Raw genomic sequence first — 21991 nt, forward strand, 5'->3', positions numbered from 1 at the left:
GCAGCGGTTGGGCCCCCGTCCTCGGCGCATTCGGCGGTGCGGCACTCGCGCTGCTGCTGGCGACGACGGCAACCGCGCAACCGCTGTATCCGCAACCCGATCCGGACCCGTTCTACGCCGCCCCGGCGGATCTGGGAGCGCACCGATCCGGTGACGTGCTCGACGTGCGGGGAATGCCGCCGCTGCCGCTCTTCCCCGGCGCCGCCGTCACACTGGTCAAATTCCGGTCCACCGACTCGCACGGTGCGCCGATCGCGGCGACCACCACGATCCTTACCCCCGCCGGCCATCAGCCCGACGGGCCGTTACTGTCATATCAGCATTTCATCAATGCGCTCGGCACCGGCTGCGCGGTATCGCACACGCTGTACAACAGCGATCTGAATCTGACGGCGACGGCGCCGCTTTTGAACGCGGTGCTGGCGCAGGGTTGGAGTGTCGCGCTGCCGGATCATCTCGGACCGCAGATGGCCCTCGGCGCCGCGCGTTTGGGTGGCCACATCGTATTGGACGGCATCCGGGCGGTGAAGCGGCTGCCCGAGCTCGCCGTGCAGCACAGCCCAGCGGTGATGGCCGGCTACTCCGGTGGCGGCCTGGCCACCGCGTGGGCGGCAACTCTGCAGCCGTCGTACGCACCTGAGCTGCAGCTCGCGGGCGCGGCCATCGGCGGCATCCCGGCGAACCTGGTGGCAATGGCGCTGGCGCTGGGCCTCGACCCGCACCCGGCCTTCGGGCTGGCCATGGCAACGGCAATGGGCCTGGAGCGAGAGTACCCGGACCGGGTGCCGATCAGCTCGTACCTCAACCTGCGTGGCTTCGCGGTCCGTGACGCCATCGCTAACAGCTGCACCAACGGTATCCTCGCCATAGGCGCCAACAGCAGCGCTCGTGACTACCTCACCAGCACCTCGATTTTCGACAGTCCCGCGGCCCGGTCGGTGGTGGAGGAGAACAGTCTGGAACTCTACGCCGGGGTGCCGGATATACCGATGTTCGAATGGCATTCGCCGAGCGACCCGCTGATTCCGGTCGACGCCATCAACAACACCGACCGCCGCTGGTGCGAGGCCGGGGTGCAATTGCAGACGATGCAGGTGTCCGCGCCCGAGCATTTGTCCGCGGCGGCAGAGGGTGCCCCCGCGGTACTGTGGTGGCTCGACGGCCGGGTTCGCGGAGAGCCTGCGCCCATCACCTGCTGATATCTGACGGGGATTGTCACTGGTATCGGCTTGGTGCGAGCGCGGCGTTGGTGGCGTGGTCGGCAGTCGGCCAGCGCAGCCGGATGGCTTCGATAGCCACGCAGAACGCGGTGGTTGCGCCCTTCGAAGAACATCGGGCAAAGCTCCTGCTGGCCGTGGAGGTGCTGCTACAGCGGTCCAAAGCCGCCGGGGCGGTGCGGCCCGAGGTAGAACTGGCCGACATGGGAGAATTCGCGCTGGGCATAGGTTTCGTACGCGGTGCGCTGCGCCATCTGGTCGAGGAAGATTGAACCGCGTAGTCAAATCTCTCGTAGCGTGGATTTCAAGCGAGGTTTTCGGTTGTTGGATTCTCGCGCAGCGGAATCCGCAGCGGGCGTGGGCGGAGTGGGCGACGGGAGCTCAACTCAGCTGCGGCGTTTCTCGGCCACTTCGGTCATGCCGTGCATCAGTTTTTCCAGCAGGCCGATGAAGATTGTCTGCTCTGGTTTGCTCAGGGCGTTGGCCCAGGCGCGTTCGCGTTGGTTGTGCTCACGGAATGCATCGGTAATGGCGTTGCGGCCGCCATCGGTCAGGGTGATTTGAACTGCGCGGCGGTCGTGCTCGGCCTTCTCGCGAGTGACCAGGCCGTCGCGTTCCAGGGTGTTGACGAGCGCTGACACTGCCGCGCGGCTGTTGCCGGAGAGCTCGGCGATTCGCTTGCCTTCCAAAGGGCCGGCCAGCCACAGGACGAACAGGATCCGGAAGCCGGGCCAGCTCCAGCCCCGGGGCCGGTGCACCGAGGATTCCAGGTCGTAGACCAGGGCGCTGGTCACCCGGTGCAGGGTCAGGACCAGCCGCATGGCCGTCGAATCCACCTGGGGGAGTTCACGATTCGCCTTGTCCACGGCGTAGTCGACAAAGCTCAGATAGTCGAGGATGCCCTCGGACTGCGGCGTCGTGGTCATGTGCACAGGGTAGTGACACCCGGCCCGTCGTGCGCGCACCGGCGGGGATCTTCCGTTGCTGTGTGGCGCGGGCTACACTCGTTCGAAATTGATCAAGGCTTTTACTAAATGGAGGTGCTCGTGAGCACGAAGGCATTCGCCTCGTCGGCGGATCTCGGCGAGAAGGTGCAGACCCTCGAGGTGCTGGCCGACGGCGTTTACGCGCTGACGGCGGAGGGCGATCCCAATATCGGCGCGATAGAGGGCGAGGATTTCGTCGTCTGCTTCGAAGCACTCGCGACACCGGTAGCGGCGCGGCAGTGGCTGGCGAAACTGCGTGAGCACACCGACAAGCCGGTCAAATACCTGATCCTGTCGCACTACCACGCGGTGCGGACCCTCGGCGCCAGCGCCTACGACGCGGAAGTTGTCATCGCGCATGACAACACCCGCAAGCTGATCGCCGAACGCGGACAACAGGACTGGGAGTCCGAATACGGGCGTATGCCACGGCTTTTCAAAGAACCCGAGACCATCCCCGGACTGGCCTGGCCGACCCAGACGTTCTCCGACTCGGTGACCATCCAACTGGGCGGCGACCGCGGCGAGCTGCAGTTGAAGTTCCTCGGGCGCGGACACACCGAAGGCGACGTCGTCGCCTGGCTGCCTCAGCACAAGATCCTGTTCGCCGGTGACCTGGTAGAGGCCGAGGCCGCGCTGTACACCGGGGACGCGTTCCACCGGGAGTGGGCGACCGGGACTCTCGACGCCGTCAAGGCGCTCGGCGCCGAGCAGCTCATCGGCGGTCGCGGCGCGACCGCGACAGGGCGCGAAGCCTGCGAGGCGGCGATCGAGCAGACTCGTCACTTCCTGCAGGTCATGCTGGGTGAGGTCGGCGCGGTCCACCAGCGTGGGGGAACTCTGAAGGAGGCGTTCGAGGCCACGCACGCGGCGCTGTCCGAGCGTTACGGCCACTGGCCGATCTTCGAGCACTGCCTGCCGTTCGACGTCTCGCGTGTGTGGGACGAGCTGTCCGGCATCGAGCGGCCGGTCATCTGGACCGCCAAGCGTGACCGTCACGTCTGGAACCAGCTGCAGGACTGAGGAATTCGACATGACAACCGACAAGACGGTGGCCGTCATCGGCAACGGTCCGGTGGGCCAGACGACCGCCCTGCTGCTGGCTCGCCGGGGCATCCGGGTGATCGTCCTCGACACCCGGCCGCAACGCGACATGATCGGCTCCAAGGCGATTTGCCAGCAGCGCGATGTGCTCGACGTATGGGAAACCGTCGGAGCCGGAAGGCAGATCGCCGAGGAGGGCGTCACCTGGACCACGGCGCGCACCTTTTACCGCGATCGCGAACTGTTCTCGTATGACGTGCCGGATTCGGGCCGCTCGGCATTGCCGGCCTTCGTCAATATCTCGCAGACCCGAACCGAGCAGATCCTCGACGAACGCATCGCCGCGTCCGAATTGGTCGACACCCGTTGGGGGCACACCGTCACCGGCATCGAGCAGGACGACGCCGGCGTCCGCCTGCGCTGCGCCACGCCGGACGGGGAGATCACCGTGGCGGCGGCGTACGCCGTGACCTGCGCCGGTGCACGCGGCGACAGCGTACGGGCCGAGCTCGGCGTCGGCTTCGGCGGCGAATCGTTCGAGGACCGGTTCTTGATCTGCGATATCAAGGTAGATCGGCCCGGCTGGGCACGGGAACGCCGCTTCTACTTCGATCCGGAATGGAATCCTGGGCGGCAGGTGCTCATCCACCCCTGCCCTGACTCGACGTTCCGCATCGACTGGCAGGTGCCCGGCGATTACGACCTCGAGGCGGAGCAGGCCAGCGGAGCGCTGGACGGCCGGATCCGCCGCATCATCGGCGACGCCCCGTACGAGATCGTGTGGAACTCGGTGTACCGCTTCCACTCCCGCGTCGTCGACCGCATGCGAGTGGGTCGGGTACTGCTGGCCGGCGACTGCGCGCATCTGGTGTCGCCGTTCGGTGCGCGCGGATTGAACTCCGGCGTCGCCGACGCCGAGAATGCGGCCTGGAAGCTGGCGTTCGTGCTCAACGGCTGGGCACCGAAGCAGTTGCTGGAGAGCTATCACGACGAAAGGCACACTGCCGCACTGGAGAATATCGAGGTCACCACCGACACGATGAACTTCCTGGTGCCACGCAACGAGGAGCAGCGCCGGATCCGGCGCGACACCTTGGAGCGCGCTGCCGCGGATCCGGCCGCCAGCGCGGCGGTCGATTCCGGACGGCTGTCCGAGCCCTTCTGGTACGTCAGCTCGCCCGTTGACGACGCCGGATGTCGGTCGGCCCTTCCATGGCCGGCCACCACGCGGCACCGTGCCGCTGCCCGCACCCGGCGTCATCGTGCCCGATGCGCCCGTCTCGCTGCCGGACGGCGGGCGTGGACGACTGCGAGAACTCGCCCGCGACGGATTCCTGCTCCTGGCCGCGCCGGGCGCGGACGTGCAGAGCCTGGCCCGGTGCGCGGCCGCCGCCACACCCGCACCGATCCGCGGGCTGGAGATCATGGCCGTCGACTCCGACGGAGCACTCGCCGCCGCACTGAAGTCCGAGCCCGGTGAAGTCTGGCTGGTGCGGCCCGACGCCTACATCGCGGCGGCATTGGTCGAACCGAGTGCCGACGAGCTGGCCACCGCGATCCGGCGTGCCGTCGGTGCGACGGCAGAGGTCACCGTGGCAGCCTGAAAGGGCGTTGCCTCCATCGACGGTCGTCGTTTCTCGCGGGTGGCCGATCGGGACGAAAACTAGTCAATGCATTGACTACAATCGAGGAGCTACGACATGGCGCACTACCGCCGGGTGGGGCAGATCCCACCCAAGCGACACACACAGTTACGCAGTGACAGCGGCGCACTGTTCTACGAGGAACTGATGGGGGAGGAGGGCTTTTCCAGCGACTCCTCCTTGCTGTACCACCGGCACATTCCCTCGGCGATCCTGGAAGCGACCCCTTGGGAGCCGGGCGAGTTGTCGCTGACCCCGAACCGTCCGCTCATCCCGCGCCACCTGCGGCTGCCCGACCTGTTCCCGGGCGAAGAGTGGAAGTCGCTCGACGTGGTCATGGGTCGCCGGCTGGTACTCGGCAACGAGGACGTCCGCATCTCCTACGTCTGCGCCGGTGAGCCATCGCCGCTGTATCGCAACGCGATCGGCGACGAGTGCGTCTACGTCGAATCGGGTGCGGGCACGGTGGAGACGGTCTTCGGCACACTGCTCGTGCGGACCAGCGACTATGTCGTCCTGCCGCGGGCGACCACCCACCGCTGGCTGCCGGATCCCGGAGAACCGTTGCGGGCCTACGTGATCGAGGCCAACAGTCACATCGCGCCGCCCAAGCGCTACCTGTCGCGCTTCGGTCAGTTGCTCGAACACTCCCCGTACTGTGAGCGCGATCTGCACGGTCCCGCCGAGCCGTTGCTGTCCGAGCAGACCGACGTCGAAGTACTGGTCAAACACCGGGCGCCGGGCGGGGTCACCGGTACCCGGTACCTGGTACCCCATCACCCGTTCGACGTCGTCGGCTGGGATGGCTGCCTTTACCCGTACACCTTCAATATCTCCGACTTCGAGCCGATCACCGGCCGCGTGCATCAGCCGCCGCCGGTGCACCAGGTGTTCGAGGGGAACAACTTCGTCGTCTGCAATTTCGTGCCGCGCAAGGTGGACTACCACCCACTGGCGGTGCCGGTGCCGTATTACCACTCCAACGTCGACTCCGACGAAGTGATGTTCTATTGCGGCGGCGACTACGAGGCCCGCAGGGGGACCGGAATCGCACAGGGATCGGTGTCACTGCATCCCGGCGGCCACGCGCACGGTCCGCAGCCCGGCGCGGTCGAGCGCAGCCTCGGCAAGGAGTTCTTCGACGAGCTCGCCGTCATGGTCGACACCTTCCGGCCGCTGCAGCTCGGCGAGGCCGGCCTGGCTTCTGACGACGGCGTCTACGCCCGCAGTTGGTCGGGGGTGACTCCATGACCAGTCTGCTCGACGGGCTGGTCGACGATGCCGGGCTGTTTCCGCCGACCGCACTGAGCATGCCTGACGCTGTCGCCCGTCATCGCGCCGACCGCCGTGCGGCCAGCTCGATACTGACTCATCGATTCCTGTGCCGTGCGAGCCGCATCGCCGAACTTCGCACCCAGCTCCAGCCGGGTGATCGCATCTGCGTCAGCCTCATCGCCGACAACCGACAGGCCGGATTGACGGAGACGCTCGCGCAGATCGAAAAGGATTCGGCGCTGGACCTCGCGGTGGTCGAATTCTCGCCCGTTGGAATGGATGTCGCGGTCGCGGACGTGATCGCCGCTCTGCCCCAGGGCATCCCGGCCTTCGTCGAGCCCGCGGCCTACGCCGACATCGCCGATCTGGTGCCGGAGCTCGCACGTCTCGGGGCCGGGCTGAAGCTGCGCTGTGGCGGGCTCCGGCCGGAACTGTTCCCGTCGGCGGCGGAACTAGCGGACGCACTCGCCACTGCGGCCCGAGCCGGTATCCCGGTCAAGGCCACCGCGGGCCTGCATCACGCGGTGCGCTACACCGACACGCATACCGGGTTCACCCATCACGGATTCCTGAATCTGGTGCTCGCGTCAGCGGCCGCCGCCGGTGGCGCCGCCGTGGCTGCGATCGAGTCCACCCTGCTGACGGACGACGCACTACGACTGGTGCGAGTGGCTACCGTCCTTGACGGGGACGCGATCGCGTCGGCACGCGCTCTGCTGACCAGCTACGGCTCATGCAGCACGACCATCCCGGTAGCCGAGGCCCACGCCTTCGGACTGATCGACACGGAAGGGATTCGATAGTGACCAACTCCTGGGCGCCGGTACCTGAGGGTTCCGGCTTCGGAATCAACAACTTGCCCTACGGGGTTTTCTCGCCTCCAGGCGGACGCGCCCGCGTCGGCGTCCGCATCGGAGATCATGTGCTCGATCTGCGAGCCGCACTGGGCGACCAGGTATTCGAAAGGGCGTCGCTCAACGACTTCATGGCCCAGGGGCGGGAGCACTGGACGGCGACCCGCCGCCGGATCATCGACCTGCTCACCGACCCGACACAACGAGCTCGCGCGGACGAGGTGTTGCATCCGGTGGACCAGGTCACTTTGCACCTGCCGATCGAGGTCGCCGATTACGTCGACTTCTATGCCAGCGAGCAGCATGCTACCAACCTGGGCAAGATGTTCCGCCCGGATTCCGCTGCGCTGCTTCCGAACTGGAAGCATCTGCCCGTCGGCTACCACGGCCGGGCGGGCACGATCGTCGCCTCCGGCACACCGGTGACTCGTCCCCGGGGCCAGCGCAAGGCGCCGTCGGATCCGGAGCCGGAGTTCGGACCGTCGGTCCGGCTCGACATCGAAGTCGAGGTCGGCTATGTGGTCGGCACCCCGACCGAACTCGGAGAGTCGGTGTCCACCAAGGAATTCGCCGATCATGTCTTCGGCGTGTGCCTGGTCAACGACTGGTCGGCCCGGGACATCCAAGCCTGGGAATACGTGCCGCTCGGGCCCTTCCTGGGGAAGTCGTTCGCCACCTCGATCTCACCATGGATTGTCCCGCTGGACGCCCTGGCCGCCGCGCGTGTGCCGACGCCGCGGCAGGATCCGGCGCCGCTGCCATATCTGGAGGAGGCCGAGCCGTGGGGCCTGGATCTACGGCTCGAGTTCGCGCTGAACGGGCACACCGTGTCCCGGCCGCCGTACGCGGAGATGTACTGGTCTCCGGCGCAGATGCTTTCGCACATGACGGTCAACGGCGCGAGCCTGCGCACCGGGGATCTGTTCGCATCCGGCACCGTGTCCGGACCGGGTGCGGACGAGCGCGGCTCGCTGATCGAGCTCACCTGGAATGGCGCCGAGCCCCTGAGCCTGCCCGACGGTGGTACCCGTACCTTCCTGGAAGACGGCGACCTCGTGACGCTGAGCGGATCCGCGCCCGGCCCGCCCGGTTCGCTGATCAGCCTCGGCGAGGTAACGGCTCGTATTCAGCCGTCGGTGAATTCTTAGCGGGTGCTTTCGCCGCGCGTGTTCGGCGGCGGGTACAAGGTCAGTCCCCGGTACCCTGCACCGCTCCGAGCCCGCGAATGGCCTGGTCGACGAGTCGCTCGGCGAGAGCGTCGTCGAGGGGTCCCAGGTTGAACAGCAGATGCATATACATCGGCGAGTAGATCATCTCGGCCGCATAGGTGAGGCGTTTGATCTACCTCGAGCTCGGGATCGAGTTACCTGCGAACACGGCCACCCTGCCGCGAATCCCCGACCCTCACTGCACTATTCGCCCGGTCATGTCCTACGTCGCATACACGGAAGCGCCACAAGGTTCTGTTCTGGTGCCGGTTCGATATCCCGCGTCGGTCTGGTCTCATCACAATGATGCGCACGGGAAGCAAACCCATACCGTCGCAGCGGATACCGAACCTGATCCCCAGATCATCGAAAGCGCTGACGCCGTCACCCCATTCCACCGAACCTGCGCTGGCGTGGGCCAGGGAGATGATGGCCACGTATCCGGGTGCGCGACTCGCGGCATCTACGACGTCGACGGGATACGTCGCTGTCGATGCGGACGGCAGAGTCTTCCGGGCAGCCGCTCAAGATCGCACTCCGATCGATGTCGCGATAGTTGCCTCTGCGATATACAGCTGTCTTGTCACCGTCGGTTTGCCCGCGATCCCGTTGACGGTCCGCGCCGGGACGACCGCGGTCGAGCTCATGTCAACGATTCCGCCGGTATGCGCCGTAGACGTTGGGTGAACTCCTCGGCTCGGCTGGTACCCAGCTGCCGAAAGACTTCGACCAACCGGCGAGCGAGGCACCGACCACGTCGGGATCAGCCCCGGTCCAAGAGCGGCCAGGCCCGCTCGATCGAGAAGTGGGTTTCGCCGGCGCCCGGTGGGCCGGCCAACCGCTCGTTTGTCGACCCTGTGTCTGAATATGCGCCGTCGGCGCCAGCTGACTGCATCGCGAACCACGTCGGTACTGCCAGATGTGGTCAAGAGTTTTGTCGAGACTTCTGCCACTGAGGCGCATCTCCGTACCCATGTGTTCGGCGAAAGCCCGCGGGGCGGCGGTGCCTTGGGGGTAGTGGTGCAGCCGAACGAAATCCGGCGCTAACGCCGTGATGCCCCGGGCGTCGATCCCCGGGAGCATCACGTTAATCGGACACGTCGGTCAGCTGGCCAGTGGTTGCCGTACCGGTGGATCAGCGGCGGGTAGCAGTTCGTGGGTTCGGGTGGTACGCGCGACTATCCGGCCCGATTTGATGACGTAGCAGCGGTCCGGGCGGTCGAGTAGGGCGTCGGCGACGCGATGGGTGGACAGGACGACGAGGTCCGCGGCGGCGCCGGGGCGGATGCCGTAGCGATCGGCGATCCCGATGACGGCGGCGGCCTGGGTGGTGGCCATGGTCAGGATCCGGGTCAGCTCGGCGGGAGTGGAAAGGTGGCTGGTCTGGGCCAGGAACAGGCCGATGTCGAGGAGGTCGGCGTTGCCGTAGGGGGTGAACGCATTGCGAATGTTGTTGGAGGAGTACGCGGTGGTGATGCCCGCGTCCCAGAGCTCACGGATCGGTGCGATGCCACGGCGGATATTTGTGGTATCAGCGCGGCCGCCGAGATGTATGTCGGTGGCGGGCAGCGGGACGACCGCGATGCCTGCTGCGGCCAGACGGTTCAGGGTTTCGCGTCGCTGCCTCGGTGGCTGTCCAGCCAGGGAAGTCATGTGGCCCAACGCAACTCGGCCTCGCATGCCGGTGCGCTCGGTGACCTCGGCGATGTAGTCGGCGAGCGCGAAGCGGGGATCGGTCGCGTCGTCGGCGAAATCGGCGTGGATATCGATCGGGACGTCGAATTCGGCGGCCAGTTCGAAGATGAGATCGATATGGCGACGGCAGTCGGCGACGGTCGCTTCGTTGTAGGCGCAGCCGCCGATGACATCTGCACCGCGACGCAGGCTTTCGCGCAGCAGGTCGATGGTGCCGGGGGCACGCAGGATGCCTTCTTGCGGAAAGGCGACGATCTGCAGGTCGATTCTGCCGCGATACTCGTCGCGCAGGTCGAGTAGTGCCTCGACGCCGAGCAGCCCGATGATCGGGTCGACGTCGGGGTGGGCGCGAATCGTGGTGGTGCCGTTGGTGATCGCCAGGTCGAGAATGCGCCGCGCTCGGTCGCGGATCGACGCGCGGGTGAAGGTGCGCTTGAGCTCGCCGGTGACCGCGATCGCCCCGGCCAGGGTGCCATCGAGGTTCGGTCGTTCGCGATCGAGCAGTGCCTTGTCCAGGTGCAGGTGTGATTCGATCAGTCCCGGGATGACGACGCGTCCGGCGCAGTCGATTTCGTGGTCGGCACGCCCGGGCGGTAGGTGGTCGAGCTGCGTGATGATGCCCTGGTCGATGACGATGTCGACCAGGGCCGCGTCGTCGGCGATGCGGGCGTCGCGCAGCAGCAGATCCGCCATGGACAACCTCCGGGAGAAGAACGGGACAAGGATTGTATACGACCCTCGTGTTTCGTTCAGCCGCGAGAAATGCGACGTCTGGGTTACGGATCCTGTTGCGCCGCTGGATCGGCGGCGCGGTCGCGGCGCCGGTATGCCGAGGTGGCGTGGGCGATATGTGCGGCGACCACCTGGGTGGCGCGCTCCGGATCGCTCGCGTCGAGTGCGGCGCAGATCTCCTCGTGCTCGTGCCAGGAATCTTCGGCGCGCCTGGGCAATTCGACCGCGTATACCCAGGCGATCTTCCAGCTGAGCTGGGTGATCAGCTGGCTCAGCAGGGTGCTGCCCGAGGCCTCGGCGAGTACCTCGTGGAAGCGGCTGTTGAGTCGGGTGAGCTCGTCGAGCCGTCCGTCGAGCACGGCGTCCTGGCCGAGTGCGGTGAGTTCCTTGAGCCTGCCGAGTTGCTCCGGGGTGCGGCGTACGGCGGCGCGGCCCGCGCACAGCGGTTCGAGCAGGGCGCGGATTTCGAGCAGGTCGGCGGCGTCGGCCTCGGTCAGTTCGGCGACGAAGGTCCCGGCGTAGGGGCGCGACCAGGCGAAACCCTCGGCCTCCAGGGTGCGTAGCGCCTCGCGCACCGGAACTCGGGATACTCCGTAGTTCTCGGCGAGGGTGTCCTCGGTGAGGCGTTGGCCGGGCGCGAAGAGGCCGCGGATGATGTCGTCGCGGATGGCTCGGCACACTTGTTGCGGAGTCATTCGCCGGGTGGTGCTGCTCACATGGCTCCCACAGCGCGCTGGGTGGTTGTTCCGAGCGACCTGCAAGCAGTCGCTAGCCGATCTTTTCCAGCGACCTGCGGCAGTCGCTAGCGGTGGCGGACGACCGATAGCAGTGGTTGTATACGATCCACTGCTCAACCGTCGGATCGGATGCCATGAATTTACTACAGTCGCGTGCCGGTGCCTGCTCCACAGACGTATACCTTCCCGCGGATCCCGACCAGATCTCCTGGGGACTGCTGCCGAATTCCCTCGCCCAGCCGGTCATCACGGTGGATTCCGGTACGGCTGTGTGTTTGGACACCATCAGCCACGAAGGCATACTCGAGGACCAGGGCCGGGATCCTGCGGCCTTCTTCGCGGCGAGTGGGATCACGGAGATCCTGGCTGACACCGCCGAGGTGGCGCGCTCGGTCGTACACGACCCGAGCGTGCACGGGCCGCATGTGGTGACCGGCCCGATCGCGGTACGCGGTGCGCGCCCCGGTGATGTGCTCGAGGTCGAGGTGCTCGAACTGCTGCGGCGCGTGCCCTACGGCGTCATCAGCAATCGGCATGGCAAAGGTGCGCTGCCGGGCGAATTTCCGCAGCGGGGGGACCATGATCCGGATGGGCCGGTGCCGCCGGTGTGCACGATCGCCACCGTCGATGCGGCCGAGCGCGGGGTGATTGATATCGGTGACGGTCGTGCGCTGCGCTTTCCGCTCGACCCCTTCCTCGGCATCATGGGCGTGGCCGCGGCCACCGTACAGCCTGTGCATTCGGTGCCGCCCGGCCCGCACGGCGGGAATATCGATGTGCGGATGCTGGGAGTCGGTGCGCGGCTTTACCTTCCGGTTCAGGTGCCGGGCGCGATGTTCTACGCGGGTGACCCGCATTTCGCCATGGGCGACGGTGAAGTCGCGCTCACCGCCTTCGAGGCCCCGCTGCGCGCCACCGTGCGACTGACACTGCACGCCGATCCCGGGGCGCGGAAAATGGCTGCCGCCCTGGCTCTTCCGTATGCGGAGACCGCGACCGACCACCTGCTGCTCGGCCTGGACACCGATCTGGACGAGGCGGTGAAACAGGCCACCCGCAATGCCATCACGTTCCTCGGTGCGCGCTATCGGATACCCCCGGCCGTCGCGCTCGCGTACCTCAGTGCCGCAGCGGATTTCCGCATCTCGCAGGTCGTGGATGTGGTGAAGGGCGTGCACTGCTGTATCAGCAAGAGCCATTTGGAGGGCCTGTGAGCGAGTGCATCCGGTTCGCCGCGTCCGAGCGCGCCGCGGTGGCGTCGTGAACGGATTCGTGCCCTGGTTGCCGGTGGACTCGGCACCGGCCGGACAACGTCTGGCGGTCAAAGATGTCATCGATGTGGCAGGGATGCCGACAGGTGCGGGCCACCCGACATGGCTGACCACACATGAGCTGCCCGCCCATGATGCGGTCGCGGTCGCGCGGTTGCGCAGCGCGTTCACGGTGATCGGCAAGACGCACACCGACGAACTCGCCTACAGCCTGGCCGGCACGAACCACCACTACGGCACACCGGAGAATCCCGTGGCGCCCGGGCGGGTGCCGGGTGGATCCTCCAGCGGCAGCGCCGAGTCCGTGGCCGCGGCCCGTGCGACCCTGCGCGCAGCCACTGATCGGATCCTGCACGAATTGGGAGACGACGGGCTGCTCGCAATGCCGAGCGCACCCGCTGCCGCACCGCCGATTCCAGGCTCGGGCGAATCACCGGACGAGCAGCCGAACATTGGGTCCAGGACTGCATCACCGGCCGAGACGTTGTCGGTCGGATCGTCGATACCGGCCACTGGATCCGTGGCGACCACACTGCCGGACGGGCTCGGCCCAGCCGATCGGGCCGCCGTCGCGCGGCTCACCTGTCTCGCGCCGGTCTGCGGTGCTCCCGCCTTGAGTGTGCCGGTCGCCGCGATCGACGGGCTACCGCTGGGACTGTCCCTGCTGGCGGCTCCAGGTCGGGACGAATCTCTGCTGGCCACTGCCGAATTGCTGGGCTGATCGCCGGAGTCTCGCGCCGCGCCGCTCATTTCGGCCGCGGCCGTCTTCGCGGACCCTTGGAAGGACTTCATGGATGGATCTCCCACATCTGGCCCTACTGCTCATCGCGGGTTTCGGCGCGGGGGTATGCAACGCCATTGCCGGGGGCGGCAGTCTGCTCTCATTTCCCGCACTGCTCGCCACGGGACTGCCGCCGGTCGCCGCCACGGTGACCAATTCGGTATCGGTCTGGCCCGGCTATTTCGGTGGTGCGGCGGCGCTGCGGCGGCGACTCGACGACTATCGCGCGCTCGTCCCGCGTCTGGTCGCGACCGGTGCGGCCGGTGCGGTGGGCGGCGTGATCGCCCTGCTCGCCGCGCCGCCGCAGATCTTCGCCGCGCTGGTGCCCTATCTGATTCTGTCGGCGACGGCCCTGTTCGCGGCCCAGCCGTTGGTATCGCGGAAGTTGACCGCGCGCCAAGGGGATTCCAAGAAAACCCTGTTCCTGGGCGTATTCCTGGGCGGTGCGTATGGCGCGTATTTCAACGGCGGTATGGGCATCGTCGTACTCACCGCACTCGCCCTCGGTATCGACGCCACCATCACCAGCCTGAACGGTCTGAAAAGCCTGCTGACCCTGACCGTTTCGACGACCGCCGTATTCGCCGTCGCATTGTTCGGCCCCGTGCACTGGCTCTCGGTCGCGGTCCTCGCACCGGCCTGCCTCGTCGGCGGCATCGCGGGCGCGAAGCTCGCCGACCGGCTGCACCCCAACGCTTTCCGCGCCGTGGTCATCATCTTCGGCGCGGGTGCGGGGGCAACGATGCTGCTCACCTGACTGCTCACCCCGAATACCGAGAGGACCTCAAATGAACAACCTGCTGCTGCGAGGCGGACGCCCCTGGATTCCCGGGCTGCCGATCGACACTGCGGATATCCTCATCGTGGACGGACGGATCGCGAAGATCGCGCCCGATCTGGAAGCGCCGGACGGCGAGACCATTGATCTGGCCGGCGCACTGGTACTTCCGGGCCTGGTCGATGCGCACTGCCATCTGGACAAGACGCTGTTCGGCGGCCCATGGGTGCCCAACACCGGCGGCCGGACCCTGCCCGGGCGCATCGCGAATGGTGCGGGCCGACGGGCCGAACTCGGCCTGCCCAGCGCGGACTACGCCGCAAACCTGTTGGACGCCATGATCAGCGGCGGCACCACGCAAGTGCGCAGCCACATCGATATCGATCCGGAGGTCGGTTTGGGCGGCGTGGAAGCGGTGCGGGAAGCCGCAGCGCGGCACGCGGATCGGGTGGATGTCGAGTTGGTCGCGTTCCCCCAAGGCGGGCTGCTGACCCGGCCGGGGACCGCCGAACTGATGGCGTCGGCGCTCGCGGACGGTGTCGAGGTCGTCGGTGGTCTCGATCCGGCGGGCTACGACCGGGATCCGGTGGGGCAGCTCGATGTGATCTTCGGCCTCGCGGAACGCCACGGTGCGAAGATAGACATCCACCTGCACGACGGCGGCGCCCTCGGCGCTTGGGAATTCGACCTCATCATCGAGCGCACCCGCGCGACCGGCCTGGCCGGGCGGGTCACGATCAGCCACGCGTATGCGATGGGGTCCCTCGCACCCGATGAGCAGCGGCGAGTCGCCGAAAACCTCGCCGAGGCAGGTGTTTCCATGGTGACGTGCGCGGTCGGCGAGGCGCCCGTCGTGCCGGTGCGGGTCATGCACGACGCGGGCGCCACCCTGGCGCTGGGCAATGACGGCGTGCGGGATCTGTGGACCCCGTACGGCGACGGCGACATGCTGCGTCGGATCAACAGCGTCGCGTATCGGGACCGGCTGGTCGCCGATCCCGAGATCGAGTTGGCCTTGCTCGCCGGAACCTACGGTGGCGCAAGGGTTCTCGGGCTCGATGACTACGGGCTCATCGCCGGAGCACCGGCCGATCTGCTCGTCGTCGACGCACCGACACCGGCGGCCGCGGTGGTCGCGCTGCCGCTTCGCAAACTGGTGCTCAAACGTGGCCGGATCGTCGTCCGCGACGGTGTGGTCGTTACCGAGAAATAGATTGTATACGAAACAGGCGCGTAATCGCGCCGACCGCGTTCGGCAATCACCCGCCGATAGAACTGGTTCATGAGCACAACGGCTTCTCCAGCGTCGACGAGTCAGGGCGCATCCGCGTATACGACCGCTGCCGACCGCAGTCCTGCGGATACCGCACCGGCCCTTGCGTTTCGCGACGTATCCCTGACCTTCGAGAACGGCACCCAGGCGCTCGCCGACATCGACATCGCTATTCGCGGTGGTGAATTCGTGTCACTGGTCGGCCCGTCCGGCTGCGGTAAGTCCACGCTGCTGCGGCTGGCCGCCGGTTTCGAGCGGGCCACCGCGGGCACTGTCGACGTCGCGACGGCCCAGCTCGGCTATGTATTCCAGGAGTCGACGCTGCTGCCGTGGCGCAGTGTGCTGCGCAATGTCGAACTGCCCGCCGAACTCGCGGGCGTGGACAAGGCGACCCGGCGGGCGGCCGCCCGCGACGCCATCGAGCGGGTCGGTCTCGCCGGGTTCGAGAAGCACAAGCCCGCACAGCTTTCCGGCGGCATGCGGATGCGCGCCTCCATCGCGCGCGCCCTCACCGTGCGGCCGGAACTGTTCCTGTTCGACGAACCCTTCGGCGCACTGGACGAGATCACCCGCCAGCGGCTCAACGAGGAGGTCGGGACGCTGTTCCGCCGTGATGGTTTCGCCGGGGTGTTCGTCACCCATTCGGTGGCCGAGGCGGTCTTCATGTCCACCCGGGTCATCGTGCTGACCGGGCAGCCGGGCCGAGTGTGCGCCGATATTCCGGTACCACTGGGCTTTCCACGCGCACCGGAGCTGCGGTATACGGCCGAGTTCGCCAATATCGCCGCTGATGTGTCCGCCGCGCTGCGCGGCTCCGGACAGGCGGTTGCCGCATGACCGCCGCCACCGCAGATCCGGTCGCGGCGGCGACCGCGAGCGAGATCGAACCGGCCACTGGGAAACGGCACTGGCGCATGCCGATCGCACCGATTCGCATCATCGCCCCGATCGTCGTATTCGTCCTGGTCATCGCGCTGTGGTCGATCGTGAGTCACTTTCTGCTGGCCGAAGAGTCGCGGTTCCTGCTGCCCGCACCCGAGGCCGTCGTCTCGCACGGTCTGCTGGATTCGGTGGCGCGCACTGAGATTCTGACCGCGCTGTGGTCGACGGTGCAGGTAGCGCTGGTCGGGCTCGGCATCGCCATCGTGCTCGGCGTGGGGTTCGCGGTGCTCATGAGTCAGGCGCGGTGGGCCGAGTATTCGTTGTATCCGTATGCGGTGATCCTGCAGACCATTCCGATCCTCGCGGTGGTGCCGCTGTTCGGTTTCTGGTTCGGCTACGAATTCGGTAGTCGGGTGATCGTATGCGTGATGGTGGCGTTGTTCCCGATCATCACCAACACGCTGTTCGGCCTCAAATCGGTGGCCGCGGCCGAACACGATCTGTTCACCCTGCACGGCGCCAATCGCTGGCAGCGCCTGCGGAAACTGCAACTTCCCGCGGCGCTTCCGGCCATGATCTCCGGGTTCAAGATCTCCGGAGGGATGGCGGTGATCGGCTCGATCGTCGCCGACTTCTTCTTTCGCCAGGGCCAGCCCGGCATCGGCCGCATGATCGACGTCTACCGCCAGCGCCTGGCCACCGAGGAGTTGCTCACGGCGCTGCTGCTGTCCTCGCTGGTGGGTCTGATCCTCTTCTGGTGCTTCGACTTCCTCGCCGGGCGCGTCGACCGCGCACATGGTGTCCGTCGCGGCAAGTAACGCCGACTCGCTTCGCTCTGCTCCGAACCCGCTCGACCCCAAGGAAATCCCGTGAAGAAACGCCTCCTCGCCGCTGCCGCACTGTCCGGCACCGCACTGCTCACCGCCTGTAGCGGTGCCACCTCGACGCCCGCGCCGACCGGCAAGGGCGAACTCGCGGGCGTCTGCCCCTCGACCGTCGTGATCCAAACGGACTGGTACGCAACACCGGAACGCGCCGCCGCCTTCCAACTGGTCGGACCCGATGGCACCGTCGACGTCAAGAAGGGTGCCTACTCCGGCCCACTCGGCGATACCGGTGTCAACGTCGAAGTGCGCCTGGGCGGTCCGTTCCTCGGTGGGCAGCCGGTTCCGGCGCAGATGTATCAGGACCCCAGCATCACCCTCGGCATGATCCCGACCGACGAGGCACTGCAGGCGCGCGGAAAGTTCAATGTCACTGGCGTTTTCGCCGCTCTCGATATCAATCCGCAGATCGTGATGTGGGATCCCGCGAGCTATCACGTCGAGTCCTGGAACGACGTGGCCGCGACCGGGGCGCCCGTCGTGTACAGCGAGGGCAAGATCTACATGGACTACCTGATCGCCAAGGGCTACGTGCGGCCCGAACAGGCCGATGCCTCCTTCGACGGGACGCCGAGCCGGTTCGTCGCCGAGCGCGGCAAGGTGATGCAGCAGGGTTATGTCTCCAATGAGCCCTACCGCTGGGAACACGATGTCAAGGGCTGGCTCAAGCCGACGAACTACCTGCTCGTGCACAAGGCGGGCTACGAGATCTACCCGCACCAATGGTCGGTCCGCAGTGACAAACTCGCCGAACTGAGTCCGTGCCTGACCAAGCTGGTCCCGAAACTGCAACAGGCCGAGGTCGATTACGTCACCAACCCGGAGCCGACGAATCAGGCACTGCTGCGCATCGCGCAGACCATTCCGGACGGTCCGCCGATCACCGCCGCGGGCAATGCGAACTCGGTCAAGGTTCAGCTCGCGGAGAAGATCGTCGGAAACGGAACCGATGACACCCTCGGCAATTTCGACACCGCCCGGGTCGCCCGCGTCATCACGGCCGTGACCGATACGCTGCGTGGTCGTGGTCAGCAGGTTCCCGACGGCGTCACCGCCGCCGACCTGGTTACCAACCAATTCATCGACCCCGCAATCGGTTTGCGGGCCCAGTAGTCCGCTCAGGTCGCCTCGGGTACGGGGAGCCCGAGGCGGGCGACGATCCAGGGGAACGACGAGGTGAACGCGGCCGAGGCGAATTGCCGATCCTTGCCGGGTGGTCAGGCCGGCCCTGCTGCCGTGGGCTGCGACCAATGCCGGTAGTGGTGGGTCTGTGACCGAAGGGCTGGGTGAAAGCCATTGACCGCCGCTACTCGGACCATTCGTTGGTGCAGTTCGCGAGTGGCCTGATCGGCGAGCGGATGGGTCGAGCGGCTACCGGCCCATGCGCAGTGCCCGCCGACGTACACCGCACGCAAGTTGCGTGTCGAGCAGGCCAAGACGTAGGTGGCGACCGGATCCCAGACTGGTCCAGTGTCGGGGTCGAACGGGTCGACGATGATGAAGTCCGCGTATTTTCCGACCTCCAGCGAGCCGATTCGGTCTGCTGCGCCGATGGCCGATGCCGCGCCGAGCGTGTGTAGTCGGAGCATCTGTGCCGGTGTCAGGATGGCTGCGTCGCTGTGCAGCGCGCGTTGGGTGTACAGGCCGGTGCGCATGTTTTCGAAGGGGTCGGACACGTCGGTGCACGATTGATCGTCCAGCCCGATCCCCACACGCATGCCGGTGGCCAAGATCCTTGGTATATCGGCGATACCGGATCCGAGGCGGCCGTTGGACATCGGCTGCCACACCATGGCGCATCCGGTCTCGGCCGCGCGGTCGATCATTCGGTCGGTGGGATGGACGAAGTGGCCGAACGCGAAATCCGGGCCGAGGACTCCGGCTTCGTCGTACCAGTCGAACTTGGCTTGCTGGATGTCGAGTTGTTCCGCGGTTTCGACGAAATGGGCTTGGTTGGTGACGCCGTGACGGTCCATCATGGCGCGTTCACGCTCGGCGGTGGCAGGTGAGGTCGACCACTGTACGGATCCGTAGACCGAGCCCCCCAGGTAAAGATTCGGCGGCACAGTCGTTTTCGCGTAATCCATCACCGCACCGAAGACCCCGAGCGCTTCGTCTTCGGGCAGTTGCTCGTCGTCGAGCCGGACGCTGGCGACGAATCGGATGCCCGCGTCGCTGGTGGCGTCGATCTGGCGGGTGAGAAACTCGAGCGGCCGAACAGCGGCCGCTTTCATACTCGAGGAGGCGTAGTCGAACAGCGCCAGCACCCGGCTCTGGGTGAAGTTGTAGGCCGAGGTGATGCCATTGGCGAGAAAGTCGAACGACCCGGCTAGGGTGAGCCAGTACAGGTCCTCGGCGCCTGCGGCGAGCAGCATCTCGGTGTTGCGGGTGACCCACGGGTAGAGCGTGCTGTTCGCGGCGACACCGCGCATGCCACCGGTGTAGATATGGCTGTGCGCGGAGACGAAGCCGGGCGCGACCATGGCGCCCGCCACGTCGCGGACCTCACCACCCTCGGCAGGCGGATCTCCTTCTCCGACACCGGATATCCGGCCGTCGGCATCGACGGTCATCCAGCCGCGCAACCACTCGCGATCTCCCCCGACGGGCAGCAGCGTCGCATTCTTGATTGTCAGTACGGTCATCCGACGCGTCCGGGATCGAAGGTGCTGACCTCAGGGATGGCCTGCACCAGGGAATCGACTGTGCCCTCGAATAGTTCGGCGCCGAACGCGGCATCCGCACCGGTCGGATCGCCGATCACGCCGGACTCGGCGAAATCGTCGGCGAGCCAACCGAATCGGACCGGTTTACCGAATCCGACGTGCTTATGGCCCGCGATCGATTGCGGTACGGCGGCTTTCGCCTTGGTCATATCGACGAGATCGGGGCGCAGGTGCAGCATCATCGACGTCTCGGCCCATCCGGCGTGGATGCCGAAACCCTCCTCGGTCGGCCCCGGCCGGGCAGGCGATGCGTAGAGGAAGGTCTGCAGGTCGAATCGGCGGCGTAATTCACGTAGCGCCACCTCGAGCAGGGCCGAGTTGCCGCCGTGGCAATTGACGAACAACACCCGCCGCGCCGGAGTCGCGGCGATGCTGCGACCCAGGTCGACCACGACGCGCATCATCGTCTCCGCCTGCAACCACATCGCGCCGGGAAGATTGGCATGCTCGTCGGACTTGGTGTAGCCCAATGCGGGCAGCAACCATACATCGTTGCCCTCCGCGGCGGCGCGATCGACCGCAGCGCCGGAAACGGCCTCGGCCATCACCAGATCGGTGCGCAGCGGCAGATGTGGGCCGTGTGGTTCGATCGCTCCGGTGGGCAGCACGAGCACGGAGTCGCGGCTCAGCGCCTCGGGGACTTCGGCCGTGGTCAGATCGGCGAAGTGCCGGGTGGATGTCGTCACCGCTGCCACCTTCCTGGATTGAGCAGACCCTTCGGATCGGTGCTGCGCGCCAGCGCCCGGACCCGATCGGCGTCGAGATCGACATAGGAATGGTGCGGCGAATGGACACCGACGCCGAGCGCCTCCAGCGCGGGCACCCCCGCGAATACCTGTTCGGGATCGCGGTAGACGCCGTTGATCATCCCGAACATGGTCTGATACCCGACTTCCAAGTGCAGCATCCCGCCGTCATAGACGTCCTCCACCTCCCGCAGCCGGGTGACGAGCGCGTCGCCTTGGCATTCCATGTGAAAGTAGGTGTCCGGCACGGCTTTCTGCAGCCACCAGGTCGGGTGGTTGTAAGAGAGGGTGCTCAACCGCATCGTCTGCGCCAGCCCCTCGCGCACCGCCTCGATCCGGCCGCCACCGTCCTCCAGCACCGCAACCGTCTCCTCGAGCGCCGCGGCGTCGACGATGCCGCGGACACTGGCCCTGCCGCGCACCAACGCGGGGTCCGACGGCAGTGCGTCGACGATCGTCGCACCATCGGCGGACAACAGCCGCGGATTCGGTTCGATGGACGCGGCGCGCATGGCGGCCGGGAAGGCCTCGTGATGGGACCCGAAGCTGGCGTACACGCACTTCCAGTCTTGTAGTGGTTCCAGCCGGACCGTGGCCGAAACGATGATCCCTGCCACCCCGTAGGTATGCACCATCGGTTGTGCCGCAGCACCTTCCAGGTGGAGCAGTTCGGCATCCTCGTGGCCGTAGACGACATCGACGGATTCCACGAAACCCATGTGGTTGCGACCGTGCACGATGGTGCCCGTGCCGGCGGATCCACCGGCCAGAAATCCGCCGAGGGTGGATTGCGCGGTTGACGGGTACATCCAGAGCTGCCGTCCGGCATCCCACGCGGCCTGCTCCAGGTTGATCATCCTGGCGCCCGCCTCCGCGGTGATGGTGGTGTCGGTGAGTTCCCGGATACCGGCTAGCGAGGTCATGTCCATGACAAGGCCGCCGAAGCGGGGCACCACCTGGCCGTAATTGCCGGTGCCCTTGCCGCGCGCGGTGATCGGTACGCCGCGACGCACCGCAGCCCGCACAATCGCCGGGACCTGTTGGGCCGTCTTCGGATAACACACCGCGTCCGGCCGCCCGAGGGGTTGCTGGGCCGACAGGATCGGGCTCATCCCCGACCCGTCACGGGACGCGCGGTCCAGGGCGCGGTCGAGGGTGCTCACGCCGCGCGGGCCGAGCAGCGCGAGCAGGTCATCGACCAGGCCGTCGAGTTGCTCGGGGCCGAAGTCGGGACGATCACCGGCCTTGATCATGGCGGC

At 66.8% G+C, this 21991-nt stretch carries 21 protein-coding genes and 1 pseudogene; 15 read left to right on the plus strand and 7 right to left on the minus strand.

Annotated features, from left to right (window positions below; all coding sequences use genetic code 11):
• The first annotated feature begins 50 nt into the window (after positions 1–50).
• Together OG874_RS13680 and OG874_RS13685 are read left to right on the plus strand one after the other, a co-directional pair.
• Entirely contained in the window at positions 51–1199 is a 1149-nt protein-coding gene (locus tag OG874_RS13680; protein WP_330257282.1) for a lipase family protein, read from the plus strand.
• Between the two features lie 83 nt (positions 1200–1282).
• Positions 1283–1489, plus strand: coding sequence for a hypothetical protein (locus tag OG874_RS13685; protein WP_330255508.1), 207 nt, complete (start codon positions 1283–1285; stop codon positions 1487–1489).
• A 114-nt stretch (positions 1490–1603) separates the two neighbouring features.
• Here OG874_RS13685 and OG874_RS13690 read toward each other — a convergent pair whose 3' ends face one another.
• Entirely contained in the window at positions 1604–2143 is a 540-nt protein-coding gene (locus OG874_RS13690) for a MarR family winged helix-turn-helix transcriptional regulator (RefSeq protein ID WP_330255509.1), read from the minus strand.
• 120 nt (positions 2144–2263) lie between these two features.
• Here OG874_RS13690 and OG874_RS13695 point away from each other — a divergent pair, with 120 nt between their 5' ends.
• The 6 genes and pseudogenes from OG874_RS13695 to fahA all read left to right on the plus strand — a co-directional run bounded on the left by OG874_RS13695 (position 2264) and on the right by fahA (position 8167).
• Entirely contained in the window at positions 2264–3226 is a 963-nt protein-coding gene (locus tag OG874_RS13695; protein WP_330255510.1) for an MBL fold metallo-hydrolase, read from the plus strand.
• Between the two features lie 10 nt (positions 3227–3236).
• Positions 3237–4379: pseudogene (locus tag OG874_RS13700) on the plus strand (FAD-dependent monooxygenase); the annotation flags it as partial.
• Between the two features lie 130 nt (positions 4380–4509).
• Positions 4510–4851, plus strand: coding sequence for an aromatic-ring hydroxylase C-terminal domain-containing protein (locus tag OG874_RS13705; protein ID WP_330255511.1), 342 nt, complete (start codon positions 4510–4512; stop codon positions 4849–4851).
• Between the two features lie 96 nt (positions 4852–4947).
• A complete protein-coding gene (locus OG874_RS13710; RefSeq protein ID WP_330255512.1) occupies positions 4948–6141 on the plus strand; it encodes a homogentisate 1,2-dioxygenase in 1194 nt (397 codons plus the stop codon).
• Entirely contained in the window at positions 6138–6968 is an 831-nt protein-coding gene (locus tag OG874_RS13715) for a hypothetical protein (RefSeq protein ID WP_330255513.1), read from the plus strand. The genes OG874_RS13710 and OG874_RS13715 overlap by 4 nt, the downstream gene beginning before the upstream one ends.
• The gene (gene fahA / locus OG874_RS13720) at positions 6968–8167 is read left to right on the plus strand and encodes a fumarylacetoacetase (protein ID WP_330255514.1); all 1200 of its coding nucleotides are present in this window, start codon (positions 6968–6970) and stop codon (positions 8165–8167) included. Before OG874_RS13715 ends, fahA begins: the two co-directional genes overlap by 1 nt.
• Before the next feature lie 40 nt (positions 8168–8207).
• On the opposite strand, the gene OG874_RS13725 is transcribed toward fahA, so the two are convergent.
• From OG874_RS13725 to OG874_RS13735, 3 genes are all read right to left on the minus strand, one after another.
• Complete coding sequence (locus OG874_RS13725; RefSeq protein ID WP_330255515.1) at positions 8208–8333, minus strand: hypothetical protein; 126 nt, start codon at positions 8331–8333, stop codon at positions 8208–8210.
• Positions 8334–9331: 998 nt separating this feature from the next.
• Positions 9332–10615 carry an amidohydrolase family protein gene (locus OG874_RS13730; protein ID WP_330255516.1) on the minus strand — a complete coding sequence of 428 codons (1284 nt, stop codon included), beginning with the start codon at positions 10613–10615 and terminating at the stop codon, positions 9332–9334.
• Positions 10616–10698: 83 nt separating this feature from the next.
• Positions 10699–11370: a GntR family transcriptional regulator gene (locus tag OG874_RS13735; protein ID WP_330255517.1), complete on the minus strand. Its 672-nt coding sequence runs from the start codon at positions 11368–11370 to the stop codon at positions 10699–10701.
• A 155-nt stretch (positions 11371–11525) separates the two neighbouring features.
• On the opposite strand from OG874_RS13735, the gene OG874_RS13740 reads away from it, so the two are divergent.
• The 7 genes from OG874_RS13740 (at position 11526) to OG874_RS13770 (ending at position 18373) form a co-directional block, all read left to right on the plus strand.
• The gene (locus OG874_RS13740; protein ID WP_330255518.1) at positions 11526–12605 is read left to right on the plus strand and encodes an acetamidase/formamidase family protein; all 1080 of its coding nucleotides are present in this window, start codon (positions 11526–11528) and stop codon (positions 12603–12605) included.
• Positions 12606–12651: 46 nt separating this feature from the next.
• Positions 12652–13383 carry an amidase family protein gene (locus OG874_RS13745; protein ID WP_330255519.1) on the plus strand — a complete coding sequence of 244 codons (732 nt, stop codon included), beginning with the start codon at positions 12652–12654 and terminating at the stop codon, positions 13381–13383.
• A 73-nt stretch (positions 13384–13456) separates the two neighbouring features.
• Complete coding sequence (locus OG874_RS13750) at positions 13457–14200, plus strand: sulfite exporter TauE/SafE family protein (protein WP_330255520.1); 744 nt, start codon at positions 13457–13459, stop codon at positions 14198–14200.
• Between the two features lie 31 nt (positions 14201–14231).
• The gene (locus OG874_RS13755; RefSeq protein ID WP_330255521.1) at positions 14232–15434 is read left to right on the plus strand and encodes an amidohydrolase; all 1203 of its coding nucleotides are present in this window, start codon (positions 14232–14234) and stop codon (positions 15432–15434) included.
• A 69-nt stretch (positions 15435–15503) separates the two neighbouring features.
• Positions 15504–16331: an ABC transporter ATP-binding protein gene (locus OG874_RS13760; RefSeq protein ID WP_330255522.1), complete on the plus strand. Its 828-nt coding sequence runs from the start codon at positions 15504–15506 to the stop codon at positions 16329–16331.
• On the plus strand, positions 16328–17194 hold the full coding sequence (locus tag OG874_RS13765) for an ABC transporter permease (protein WP_330255523.1): 867 nt from the start codon (positions 16328–16330) through the stop codon (positions 17192–17194). The genes OG874_RS13760 and OG874_RS13765 overlap by 4 nt, the downstream gene beginning before the upstream one ends.
• Before the next feature lie 51 nt (positions 17195–17245).
• Positions 17246–18373, plus strand: a complete 1128-nt coding sequence (locus tag OG874_RS13770; RefSeq protein WP_330255524.1) for an ABC transporter substrate-binding protein — start codon at positions 17246–17248, stop codon at positions 18371–18373.
• A 104-nt stretch (positions 18374–18477) separates the two neighbouring features.
• Here OG874_RS13770 and OG874_RS13775 read toward each other — a convergent pair whose 3' ends face one another.
• From OG874_RS13775 to OG874_RS13785, 3 genes are read right to left on the minus strand one after another with little or no spacing between them, the layout of a single operon-like run.
• On the minus strand, positions 18478–19905 hold the full coding sequence (locus OG874_RS13775; RefSeq protein WP_330255525.1) for an amidohydrolase family protein: 1428 nt from the start codon (positions 19903–19905) through the stop codon (positions 18478–18480).
• Positions 19902–20672 (minus strand): creatininase family protein, encoded by a 771-nt coding sequence (locus OG874_RS13780; RefSeq protein ID WP_330255526.1) that lies wholly within the window; start codon positions 20670–20672, stop codon positions 19902–19904. Before OG874_RS13780 ends, OG874_RS13775 begins: the two co-directional genes overlap by 4 nt.
• Entirely contained in the window at positions 20669–21985 is a 1317-nt protein-coding gene (locus tag OG874_RS13785) for an FAD-binding oxidoreductase (protein ID WP_330257283.1), read from the minus strand. The genes OG874_RS13780 and OG874_RS13785 overlap by 4 nt, the downstream gene beginning before the upstream one ends.
• Positions 21986–21991 lie beyond the last annotated feature (6 nt).

Source organism: Nocardia sp. NBC_00565 (assembly GCF_036345915.1).
Classification (GTDB): domain Bacteria; phylum Actinomycetota; class Actinomycetes; order Mycobacteriales; family Mycobacteriaceae; genus Nocardia.